At 57.2% G+C, this 11,794-nt stretch carries 10 protein-coding genes and 2 tRNA genes; 1 reads left to right on the forward strand and 11 read right to left on the reverse strand.

Annotated features, from left to right (window positions below):
• Positions 1–28: 28 nt before the first annotated feature.
• The 10 genes from infB to rlmE form a co-directional block, all read right to left on the reverse strand.
• Positions 29–2,716, reverse strand: a complete 2,688-nt coding sequence (gene infB, locus GT753_RS22445) for a translation initiation factor IF-2 (RefSeq protein WP_004933511.1) — start codon at positions 2,714–2,716, stop codon at positions 29–31.
• 23 nt (positions 2,717–2,739) lie between these two features.
• The gene (gene nusA / locus GT753_RS22450; RefSeq protein ID WP_004933514.1) at positions 2,740–4,248 is read right to left on the reverse strand and encodes a transcription termination factor NusA; all 1,509 of its coding nucleotides are present in this window, start codon (positions 4,246–4,248) and stop codon (positions 2,740–2,742) included.
• A 21-nt stretch (positions 4,249–4,269) separates the two neighbouring features.
• The gene (gene rimP, locus GT753_RS22455; RefSeq protein ID WP_028127574.1) at positions 4,270–4,722 is read right to left on the reverse strand and encodes a ribosome maturation factor RimP; all 453 of its coding nucleotides are present in this window, start codon (positions 4,720–4,722) and stop codon (positions 4,270–4,272) included.
• Between the two features lie 217 nt (positions 4,723–4,939).
• Positions 4,940–5,016: transfer RNA gene (locus GT753_RS22460), tRNA-Met, on the reverse strand.
• 60 nt (positions 5,017–5,076) lie between these two features.
• Positions 5,077–5,163 (reverse strand) — tRNA-Leu (locus GT753_RS22465).
• A 69-nt stretch (positions 5,164–5,232) separates the two neighbouring features.
• On the reverse strand, positions 5,233–5,568 hold the full coding sequence (gene secG / locus GT753_RS22470) for a preprotein translocase subunit SecG (protein ID WP_004933519.1): 336 nt from the start codon (positions 5,566–5,568) through the stop codon (positions 5,233–5,235).
• A gap of 220 nt (positions 5,569–5,788) precedes the next feature.
• Positions 5,789–7,126 carry a phosphoglucosamine mutase gene (gene glmM, locus GT753_RS22475; protein WP_021504256.1) on the reverse strand — a complete coding sequence of 446 codons (1,338 nt, stop codon included), beginning with the start codon at positions 7,124–7,126 and terminating at the stop codon, positions 5,789–5,791.
• A 4-nt stretch (positions 7,127–7,130) separates the two neighbouring features.
• A complete protein-coding gene (gene folP, locus GT753_RS22480; protein WP_076740837.1) occupies positions 7,131–7,967 on the reverse strand; it encodes a dihydropteroate synthase in 837 nt (278 codons plus the stop codon).
• A gap of 92 nt (positions 7,968–8,059) precedes the next feature.
• Positions 8,060–9,991, reverse strand: a complete 1,932-nt coding sequence (ftsH, locus tag GT753_RS22485) for an ATP-dependent zinc metalloprotease FtsH (RefSeq protein ID WP_004933529.1) — start codon at positions 9,989–9,991, stop codon at positions 8,060–8,062.
• A 56-nt stretch (positions 9,992–10,047) separates the two neighbouring features.
• Complete coding sequence (gene rlmE / locus GT753_RS22490; RefSeq protein WP_004933533.1) at positions 10,048–10,677, reverse strand: 23S rRNA (uridine(2552)-2'-O)-methyltransferase RlmE; 630 nt, start codon at positions 10,675–10,677, stop codon at positions 10,048–10,050.
• Positions 10,678–10,820: 143 nt separating this feature from the next.
• Here rlmE and yhbY point away from each other — a divergent pair, with 143 nt between their 5' ends.
• A complete protein-coding gene (gene yhbY, locus GT753_RS22495) occupies positions 10,821–11,114 on the forward strand; it encodes a ribosome assembly RNA-binding protein YhbY (protein ID WP_004933536.1) in 294 nt (97 codons plus the stop codon).
• Positions 11,115–11,226: 112 nt separating this feature from the next.
• On the opposite strand, the gene greA is transcribed toward yhbY, so the two are convergent.
• Positions 11,227–11,703 (reverse strand): transcription elongation factor GreA, encoded by a 477-nt coding sequence (greA, locus tag GT753_RS22500; protein ID WP_004933539.1) that lies wholly within the window; start codon positions 11,701–11,703, stop codon positions 11,227–11,229.
• Positions 11,704–11,794 lie beyond the last annotated feature (91 nt).

Below are 11,794 nucleotides of genomic sequence, written 5' to 3' on the forward strand. Positions count from 1 at the left end.
TAAACAGATATAAGCAGATGTGCAATCGTTAAGCGATGGTGCGTTGGATCTCAATGATTTCGAACACTTCGATCATGTCGCCGACGCGCACGTCGTTATAGTTCTTAACGCCGATACCACATTCCATGCCGTTACGGACTTCGTTAACGTCATCTTTGAAGCGACGCAGGGATTCCAGCTCGCCTTCATAGATAACCACGTTGTCGCGCAGTACGCGGATTGGGTTGTGACGCTTGATGGTCCCTTCGGTAACCATACAGCCGGCGATAGCGCCGAACTTAGGCGATTTGAACACGTCGCGCACTTCGGCCAGGCCGATGATCTGCTGCTTGTATTCCGGCGCCAGCATGCCGCTCATCGCCTGCTTCACTTCGTCGATCAGGTTATAGATCACGGAGTAGTAACGCAGATCCAGGCTTTCCGCTTCGATCACGCGGCGCGCAGAAGCGTCGGCACGCACGTTGAAGCCCAGGATGATGGCGTTGGAAGCCGCCGCCAGCGTCGCGTCGGTTTCGGTGATACCACCTACGCCGGAGCCGACAATCTTCACCTTCACTTCGTCGGTGGAGAGTTTCAGCAGCGAGTCGCTGATCGCTTCGCAAGAACCCTGTACGTCGGATTTCAGTACGATGTTCAGCTCGGACACTTCGCCGTCGGTCATGTTGGCGAACATGTTTTCCAGCTTGGACTTCTGCTGACGCGCCAGTTTGACTTCGCGGAACTTGCCCTGACGGTACAGCGCCACTTCACGCGCTTTCTTCTCGTCACGCACCACGGTCGCTTCGTCACCCGCTGCAGGCACGCTGGACAGACCCAGGATTTCCACAGGGATGGACGGACCGGCGGAGGTCACTTCACGGCCCAATTCGTCGCGCATCGCACGCACACGGCCGTATTCGAAGCCACACAGGACGATGTCGCCCTTGTTCAGCGTACCTTCCTGAACCAGCACGGTAGCCACCGGGCCACGGCCTTTATCCAGGAAGGACTCGATCACTACGCCGCTCGCCATGCCGCTGCGTACCGCTTTCAGCTCCAGAACTTCGGCCTGCAGCAGGATAGCCTGCAGCAGCTCGTCGATACCGGTACCGGCTTTCGCGGACACGTGGACGAACTGCGCTTCGCCGCCCCACTCTTCCGGCATCACGCCGTACTGGGACAGTTCCTGCTTAACGCGGTCCGGATCGGCTTCCGGCTTGTCGATTTTGTTCACCGCAACCACCAACGGCACCTGCGCCGCTTTCGCGTGCTGGATAGCTTCGATGGTTTGTGGCATCACGCCGTCGTCGGCCGCCACCACCAGAACCACGATGTCAGTCGCCTGAGCACCGCGAGCACGCATCGAGGTAAACGCGGCGTGACCCGGGGTGTCCAGGAAGGTGATCATGCCGTTCTCGGTTTCTACGTGGTAGGCACCGATGTGCTGGGTAATGCCGCCGGCTTCGCCCGCCGCCACTTTGGTGGAGCGGATGTAGTCCAGCAGAGAGGTTTTACCGTGGTCAACGTGGCCCATGATGGTCACGACCGGCGCGCGCGGCTCGGCCGCAGCACCCGTATCACGGTCGCTCATCAGCGCTTCTTCCAGCTCGTTTTCACGACGCAGGATAACTTTGTGGCCCATCTCTTCGGCAACCAGCTGCGCGGTTTCCTGGTCGATAACCTGGTTGATGGTGGCCATGGCGCCCAGCTTCATCATCACTTTGATGACCTGAGAACCTTTTACCGCCATCTTGTTGGCCAGCTCGGCCACGGTGATGGTTTCACCGATCACCACGTCGCGGTTAACCACCTGCGCCGGCTTGTTGAAGCCCTGCTGCAGAGCGCTAGGCTTGCGTTTGCCTTTACCACCACGGGTAACGGCGCGCGCTTCTTCGCGATCCGCTTTGGATTCGGACAGCTTGTTGCCTTTCTTCTGCTTGGTGGCTTTGCCGCCGCGGGTGCGGCTGCGACGATCGCCTTCAACTTTGGCGTCGTTTTCATCTTCCGCGGCACGGGCGTGCTGAGAGGTGGTCACGTGATAGTCGGCGCTTTCAACCGCGGCGCTTGCCGCGTCTGCCTGGGCCCACTTCTCGCCGTTCTCTTCGGCCATGCGACGGGCTTCTTCCGCCACGCGCTTGGCTTCCTCTTCAACCTTGCGGCGCACTTCCTCTTCCGCTTTACGTTTCAGTTCAGCGGCTTCGGCTTCACGGCGTGCTTTTTCCGCCTGAGCTGGCTTGGTCATTTCGTCGGTATGTTGATTGGTCACTTTTTCTTTTTCCGCTGAATTACGCTTAGCAATCTCCGCGGCCTCACGTTTGGCTTGCTCTTCGGCTGCGCGCTTCGCTTCCGCTTCGCGTTTTGCGAGCTCTTCCGCTTCGCGCCGTGCCTGCTCTTCCGCTTCACGCTGTGCCTGCTCTGCCGCTTCAGCCAACTGGGCTTCCTGCGTATCGCGATTTACATAAGTGCGTTTCTTGCGGACCTCAATTTGCACCGATTTACTTTTACCGCCGGTGCTCGGGATATTCAAGGTGCTGCGCGTTTTGCGCTGCAAAGTGAGTTTACCCGGCGCGCTGCCGTGTTCACGGTTCAGGTGCGCCAGCAATGTTTCTTTTTCTTGCTGGGTAACAGAGTCCGACTCGGACTTGTTGATCCCTGCATCAGCAAACTGCTGTACCAGGCGATCAACCGGAGTCTGAATCTCTGCTGCCAGCGATTTTACGGTTACATCTGTCGTCATGCTGTTCCTTCCTGCTACAGTTATTACGCGTTGTCGCCAAACCAACAGATATTGCGCGCAGCCATGATCAGCTCGCCGGCTTGCTCGTCGCTAAGCCCTTCAATATCAGCCAGATCGTCAACACCCTGCTCGGCAAGATCTTCCAGCGTACAAACCCCACGCGCGGCCAGTTTAAAGGCCATGCTGCGCTCAAGACCCGGCAGGTTGAGCAAATCGTCGGCCGGTTTGTTGTCGCCCAGGCTTTCTTCTTGTGCCAGGGCCAGCGTGGTCAATGCAGCTTTGGCGCGTTCGCGCAATGCTTCAACCGTATCTTCATCCAGACCGTCGATTTCCAACAGCTCTTTGATCGGCACGTAGGCCAGCTCTTCCAGCGTGGAGAAGCCTTCTTCAACCAGTACGGTGGCGAAATCTTCGTCGATATCAAGATACTTGGTGAAGGTATCAATAGCGGCATGAGCCTCGGCCTGGTGCTTGGCCTGCAGGTCGTCCGCCGTCATCACGTTCAGTTCCCAACGATCGTCGCCGCGGTGTTGTTTCAGCAGCTGGGAAGCCAAACGCACGTTTTGGCCGTTACGGCCGATCGCCTGTGCCAGGTTGCTGGCTTCAACGGCGATATCCATGGTGCAGTTATCTTCATCTACCACGATCGACGCGACGTCGGCCGGCGCCATGGCGTTGATGACGAATTGCGCTGGATTATCATCCCACAGGATGATGTCGATGCGTTCGCCGCCGAGCTCGCTCGACACGGCCTGAACGCGCGCACCGCGCATACCTACGCAGGCGCCGACCGGGTCGATGCGCTTGTCGTTGGTTTTCACTGCAATTTTCGCACGGGAGCCAGGATCGCGGGCTGCCGCTTTAATTTCAATCACTTCTTCGCCGATTTCCGGCACTTCGATGCGGAACAGTTCTTTCAGCATTTCCGGGCTGGAACGGCTGACGAACAACTGCGCGCCGCGGGCTTCAGGACGCACGGCGTACAGTACGCCGCGAATGCGGTCGCCCGGACGGAAGTTTTCGCGCGGCAACATGTCTTCACGGCCAATCACCGCTTCGGCGTTGTTGCCCAGATCCAGCGCGATGCTGTCACGGTTCACTTTCTTCACCACGCCGGTGACGATCTCGCCTTCATGTTCACGGAAAGCGTCAACCACCATCGCGCGCTCGGCCTCGCGCACTTTCTGCACGATAACCTGCTTGGCGGTTTGGGTGGTGATGCGGTCGAAGGTTACGGATTCGATCTGATCTTCGACGTAGCCGCCGAGCTCGATGCTCGGATCTTCAAACTGAGCGGCTTCCAGCGTGATTTCACGCGTCGGCTGCGTCACTTCGTCTACGGCGACCCAACGGCGGAAGGTATCGAAATCGCCGGTTCTGCGGTCAATGCTGACGCGCACGTCGATTTCCTGCTCGTATTTTTTCTTGGTTGCGGTGGCTAATGCAGTTTCCAGCGCTTCGAAAATCTTCTCGCGCGGAAGGGATTTTTCATTGGAAACTGCTTCAACAACAGCCAGAATCTCTTTGTTCATCCTAGTTGCCTCTTCCAAACTTTAAAAGTGGGGTACCAGGTTCGCTTTCTGGATGTTGCTCAGCGCGAACACTTCATCTTTCCCTTCCACAGTAACCGTGATCATCTCGCCTTCGACAGACTTGATAATACCCTGCCACTTGCGACGGTTCTGTACCGCCATGCGCAGGACCAGGCTGACTTCTTCACCGAGGAAACGCGTATAGTGCTCTGCGGTGAACATCGGGCGATCAAGGCCAGGAGAGGAGACTTCCAAGTTGTAAGCGACCGTGATTGGATCTTCGACGTCCAATACAGCGCTGACCTGGTGGCTGACATCAGCGCAATCATCAACATTGATGCCGTTGTCACTATCAATATAGATGCGGAGCGTCGATTGGCGCGCACGAATGAATTCGATGCCTACAAGCTCAAAGCCCAACGCTTCTACGGGTGCCGAAAGCATCTCTGTTAACTGTTGCTCTAATGTGGACAAGCCCACCCCCAAGACATAAAAAAAGGGCTAAATAGCCCAGTGATTCTGTTGCCAAATAACAAAAAACCCCGAAAAATCGGGGCTTTATGCAACTGGACCCTGTTTGCCGCTAGGCGGCCTCGGTACAACTTTCGAGCAAGTGTCATTTTCAAATGTTGATCGAGAAAAGCGGATTTCAATCGAAAAGTGTATTTGAAAATAAACACTTAAAGGAAAGTGGTTGCGGGGGCCGGATTTGAACCGACGACCTTCGGGTTATGAGCCCGACGAGCTACCAGGCTGCTCCACCCCGCGTCCGAAAACGTGGCAAATACTACGCCGATAATCGCAAAATTGCAAGTTATCTCTGGGATTTGGTACCGAGGATGGGACTCGAACCCACAAGCCCGTTAGGGCACTACCACCTCAAGGTAGCGTGTCTACCAATTCCACCACCTCGGTACTGATTCTTACTGCTAACGGCCGTTGTTCTTTCGAGTTCACAACCACCGTTTACAAACTTTTTGCGGCTTACTGCGGGATGTCGCTGCTCGGCTTGGCAGGTGCTGCCGGCGCGGTTGTCTGCTCAGTTTTCACCGGCTGACCGAGGTTTTCCCACTCGCTGCCTTTCTTGCTTTGGTTGCTGCTGAGGTTGCCCAGAATCAGGCTGATGACGAAGAACAGCGTCGCCAATACAGCAGTCATGCGGGTCATAAAGTTACCGGAACCACTCGAACCGAACAACGTGCCTGATGCACCTGCTCCGAAAGAGGCTCCCATATCAGCGCCTTTACCTTGCTGCAACATAATCAGAGCAACCAGCCCGATTGAAATCAGCAGGAAAATTACCAGAAGAGCTTCGTACATAGTAGTACCCGTATCCTTGCGGCCTCACCGCATGCCAAATGCTTCACACTCATCAAGCAGGCGTGTTTATAAACTGCCTACTGAAGCGGGTGTGAATACTAACCAAAGCCGCCAACCCGCGCAAGGGCAATTTGCAGCCGCCGGCGCGTTTGCGGAAAAAAACGCCAACAATCGCCTGTTCGGGCTCAGCGATGCCAAGCCCGGCGGCTAACTGTCTGTTTTAACCTGCGGATTTCACCGCATCGGCGATGCGATGCGCCAGCGCGGTCACCTGCTGCTCGTCCTCACCCTCCACCATCACGCGGATCAGCGGTTCAGTGCCCGATTTGCGCAGCAGCACCCGGCCGCGACCGGCCAGCTCGGCTTCCACCTGTTCGGTGACCTTGCGCACCGCTTCGGACTCCAGCGGATTGTGATCGCCGGCGAAACGCACGTTGACCAGGATCTGCGGCAACAGCTTCATGCCGCTGCACAGGTCATGCAGGCTCATGTGGTTGCGCACCATGGCGGTCAGCACCTGCAACCCGGCCACGATGCCGTCGCCGGTGGTGGTTTTGTCCAGCAAGATCACATGGCCGGAGTTTTCCGCACCGATGCGCCAGCCTAACTCCTGCAGCTTCTCCAGCACGTAACGGTCGCCCACTTTGGCGCGAGCGAACGGAATGCCCAGCTGTTTCAGCGCCAGCTCCAGCCCCATATTGCTCATCAGGGTGCCGACCGCGCCGCCGCGCAGCTGCCCCTGACGCAGGCCTTCGCGGGCGATGATGTACAGGATCTGATCGCCGTCCACCTTATTGCCCAGGTGATCCACCATCATCACGCGGTCGCCGTCGCCGTCGAACGCCAGGCCAACGTGCGCTTTTTCCTGCAGCACGCGCTCCTGCAGCTGACGCACATCGGTAGCGCCGCATTTCTCGTTGATGTTCATGCCGTCCGGCTCAACGCCGATGGCGATCACCGTAGCGCCCAGCTCGCGCAGCACGCTCGGCGCGATGTGGTAAGTCGCGCCGTTGGCGCAGTCGACCACGATTTTCAGCCCTTTCAGGCTCAGCTCGCTCGGGAAGGTGCCTTTGCAGAATTCGATATAGCGGCCGGCGGCGTCGATGATGCGGCTGGCTTTACCCAGTTCGGCGGACTCCACGCAGGTCAGCGGTTTTTCCATCTCGGCTTCAATTGCCTCTTCGACGTTGTCCGGCAGCTTGGCGCCGTCGATCGAGAAGAATTTGATGCCGTTGTCGTAGAACGGGTTATGCGAGGCGGAAATGACAATGCCCGCTTCGGCGCGGAAGGTACGCGTCAAATAAGCCACCGCCGGCGTAGGCATCGGCCCGGTGAAGGAGGCGGACAATCCGGCGGCCGCCAGACCGGCTTCCAGCGCGGACTCCAGCATATAGCCGGAGATGCGCGTATCCTTACCGATGATGATCTTGCGGGAACCGTGACGCGCCAGCACTTTACCGGCCGCCCAGCCCAGCTTCAGCACGAAGTCCGGCGTGATGGGGCTGTCCCCGACCTTGCCACGGATGCCGTCGGTGCCAAAATATTTGCGCTCGCTCATGTCTCTACTGTCCCTTAGCTGAAAGTGTTGCCTCGACGACACGCATCGCCTCGACGGTTTCTTTAACGTCATGCACTCTGACAATCTGCGCACCCTGCATCGCCGCGATCACCGCGCAGGCCACGCTGCCGATAACCCGTTGATCCGGCGGCACGTTCAGCAGTTGTCCAATCATCGATTTGCGCGACATGCCGACCAACAGCGGCAAACCAAAACGATGAAACTCCGACAACCGAGCCAGAAGCTGATAGTTGTGCGCCAAATTTTTACCGAAACCGAAGCCGGGGTCGAGCAGCAATTTCTGATTTGTTATCCCCGCCTCGTTACAGCGCCGGATATGGTGCTCGAAAAACGTCTGAACGTCGGCGATCAGATCGTCGTAGTGCGGCGCCTGCTGCATGGTGCGCGGCTGTCCCTGCATGTGCATCAGGCAGACCGGCAAACCGCTTTCCGCCGCCGCCGCCAGGGCGCCCGGCTCCTGCAGCGAACGGATGTCGTTGATCAGATGGGCGCCGGCCTGCGCCGATTCGCGGATCACGCCCGCCTTCGAGGTATCGACCGAGATAAAGACCTCGAAGCGCTGCGCCAGCGCTTCCACCACTGGCACGACCCGCTCAAGCTCCTCCTCTTCGCTCACCTCCGCCGCCCCCGGCCTTGTCGATTCGCCGCCGACGTCGATCATCGTGGCGCCGGCCGAAATCAGCGCATGCGCATGCACCAGCGCCTGGTTCAGGGTGTTGTGGCGGCCGCCGTCGGAAAACGAATCCGGTGTCACGTTGAGGATGCCCATCACCTGCGGATGGGAGAGATTGAGCGTCATGTCGCGCACGGTTAACTGCATGGTTGGTCCACCTTACTGTTGCCTGGTTCACTGCCCGCCGGGCAAAAAAAAACCCCGGCGTACCGGGGTTTGATGTTATTACACAGCCGTTGTTACTTGTCGAGCTGTTCGGACATGGTGTTGCCCGGCGTTGGGGTGCGCGGCTCATCTACCGGCGTCGGGGCTTTCGGGGTGCCGCCGTTGTCGGAGCTGTTGCCTTTGTTCGCATCGTCCCAGCCCGCCGGCGGACGCACGTCTTTGCGGTTCATCAGATCGTCGATCTGCGGCGCATCGATGGTTTCATACTTCATCAGCGCATCCTTCATCGAGTGCAGGATGTCCATGTTTTCCATCAGCAGCGAGCGAGCACGCGTGTAGTTACGTTCGATCAGCGACTTCACTTCCTGGTCGATGATACGCGCGGTTTCATCCGACATGTGCTTCGCCTTGGCCACGGAACGGCCCAGGAACACTTCACCCTCTTCTTCCGCATACAGCAGCGGCCCCAGCTTCTCGGAGAAGCCCCATTGGGTCACCATGTTGCGGGCGATGGAGGTCGCCACTTTGATGTCGTTCGACGCACCGGTAGAGACTTTTTCCGGCCCGTAGATGATCTCTTCCGCCAGACGGCCGCCGTACAGGGTGGAGATTTGGCTCTCCAGCTTCTGACGGCTGGCGCTGATCGCATCCCCTTCCGGCAGGAAGAAGGTCACGCCAAGCGCACGGCCACGAGGAATGATCGTCACTTTATGTACCGGATCATGTTCAGGAACCAGGCGGCCAATGATGGCGTGGCCCGCTTCGTGATACGCGGTCGACTCTTTCTGCGCTTCGGTCATTACCATGGAGCGGCGTTCCGCACCCATCATGATCTTGTCTTTGGCTTTCTCGAACTCCACCATCGACACCACGCGCTTGTTGCCGCGGGCGGCGAACAGCGCCGCTTCGTTGACCAGGTTGGCCAGATCGGCACCGGAGAAGCCCGGCGTACCGCGCGCAATGACGGAGGCGTCGATGTCGGCAGCCAACGGCACGCGGCGCATGTGCACCTTCAGGATCTGCTCACGGCCACGCACATCCGGCAGCCCGACCACGACCTGACGGTCGAAACGGCCCGGGCGCAGCAGCGCGGGGTCAAGCACGTCCGGACGGTTGGTGGCCGCGATGACGATGATGCCCTCGTTGCCTTCGAAACCGTCCATCTCAACCAGCATCTGGTTCAGGGTCTGCTCGCGCTCATCGTGACCGCCACCCAGGCCGGCGCCACGCTGGCGGCCGACGGCGTCGATTTCATCGATGAAGATGATGCACGGCGCGGCTTTCTTCGCTTGTTCGAACATGTCACGCACGCGGGATGCGCCCACGCCGACGAACATTTCAACGAAGTCGGAACCGGAAATGGTGAAGAACGGCACCTTCGCTTCGCCGGCGATCGCTTTCGCCAACAGCGTTTTACCGGTCCCCGGCGGGCCAACCATCAGCACGCCTTTCGGGATCTTGCCGCCCAGCTTCTGGAAACGGCTCGGTTCGCGCAGGTATTCCACCAGTTCGCTCACCTCTTCTTTCGCTTCGTCACACCCGGCGACATCGGCGAAAGTGGTCTTGATCTGGTCTTCCGTCAGCATGCGGGCCTTGCTCTTGCCGAAGGACATCGCGCCCTTGCCGCCGCCGCCCTGCATTTGCCGCATAAAGAAGATCCAGACCCCGATCAGCAACAGCATCGGGAACCAGGAGATAAAGATAGAAGCCAGCAGGCTCGGCTCTTCAGGCGGCTCGCCGACAACTTTCACATTCTTCGTTAACAACGTATCCAGCAACTTAGGATCGTTGACGGGGATGTAGGTCGTGTATTTGTTACTGTCTTTCTTGGTAACGTTAATTTCACGTCCGTTGATTCGCGCTTCGCGAACCTGGTCCTGGGTCAGTTCGGACATGAAGGTAGAGTAATCCACCCTACGGCCATTCGACTCGCTGGGCCCAAAGCTCTGGAATACAGACATCAACACTACCGCGATGACTAACCAGAGAATTAGGTTTTTCGCCATGTCACTCAAGGGATTAACCTCATCTTACAACTGTGTTAACAAACAGCGTTAGGGTACTACAGTTTGCGCCCTGTCGCTACAATGTACACTTCGCGCGAACGGGCGCGGGAAGCGTCTGGCTTACGAATCTTAACCTTCGTAAACAGGGAGCGAATTTCCCGTAGGTACTCGTCAAAGCCATCTCCCTGGAACACCTTCACCAGGAAACTTCCGCCTGGTGCGAGGACATCACGACACATATCCAGCGCCAACTCCACCAGATACATCGACCTTGGAATATCGACCGCCGGGGTGCCACTCATATTCGGGGCCATATCGGACATGACCACCTGAACCTTACTCTCGCCTACTCGTTCCAACAGTGCCTTCAGCACCAGTTCATCACGAAAATCGCCCTGAAGGAAATCGACGCCAACGATAGGATCCATTGGCAAAATATCACAGGCGATGATGCGCCCGGTACCGCCGATTTGGGTGACCACATACTGCGACCAGCCGCCCGGTGCGGCGCCCAGGTCAACCACGGTCATGCCCGGTTTGAACAGTTTGTCGCTCTGCTGTATTTCATCAAGTTTAAACCAGGCACGGGAACGCAGTCCCTTTTTCTGCGCCTGCTGTACATATTTATCGCTAAAGTGTTCTTGTAACCAGCGACTGGAGCTAGCCGAACGCTTTTTATTAGCCATCTCGTTTTCCAACTATCATAAAAAGAGTCTTATGTCAGGGTCGCTGCTCACGTAGACTCACACCGGTGAAGACCGATTTGGTGATATACATGAGATGGCGGTAGAATGTACCGTTTTCAATCCCAACTTAAGCAAAAAAGACAATGAATCTGAATAATAAACAAAAACAGCACCTGAAAGGCCTGGCGCATCCGTTAAAACCGGTGGTGATGCTGGGCAATAACGGTCTTACCGAAGGGGTGCTGGCTGAAATTGAACAGGCTCTGGAGCATCATGAGCTGATCAAGGTAAAAATCGCCGCTGAAGATCGCGAAACCAAGACCCTGATCGCCGACGCTATCGTGCGTGAAACGGGCGCCTGCAATGTGCAAGTTATCGGCAGTACGCTTATTCTTTACCGCCCGTCGAAAGAGCGCAAGATCAGTCTACCGCGTTAATAACCATCAGGTTAACGAAAAGGTGCCATGCGCCTGACCAAGATAAAAGGCCGCTTGCGGCCTTTTTCCTATCTTTACAAAACGTTGGCGCATTAATGACCAACGATCCCGATCAGAGATACTCGACCTTCAGGATCTCGTATTCCACGTCGCCGCCTGGGGTTTTGATTACTACCACATCGTCTTGCTCTTTGCCAATCAGGCCGCGCGCCATCGGCGAGTTTACCGAAATCAGATTTTTCTTGAAATCGGCCTCATCGTCGCCAACGATGCGGTAAGTCACTTCTTCTTCACTGTCCAGATTCATCACCGATACGGTGGCGCCGAAGATCACCCGGCCGGTGTTCGGCATCTTGGTGATATCGATCACCTGCGCATTGGACAGTTTGGCTTCGATTTCCTGAATGCGGCCTTCGCAGAAACCCTGCTGTTCGCGGGCGGCATGGTACTCGGCATTTTCTTTCAAGTCGCCGTGTTCACGCGCTTCAGCGATATCCGCAATGATTTTCGGGCGGCGCACGCTTTTCAGATATTCGAGCTCTTCGCGCAGTTTTTCAGCGCCAAACAAGGTCATCGGAATTTGGTTCATCGTATAAATACCTCTAAATCTTTCCTGTTCAAATAACCGTCATCCTGACGTATTCGTATGAAAACACGGTTGGCATACCGCCCCCCGCCTC

This window comes from Serratia sp. Z4, from assembly GCF_009900725.1.
Lineage (GTDB): Bacteria > Pseudomonadota > Gammaproteobacteria > Enterobacterales > Enterobacteriaceae > Serratia > Serratia nematodiphila.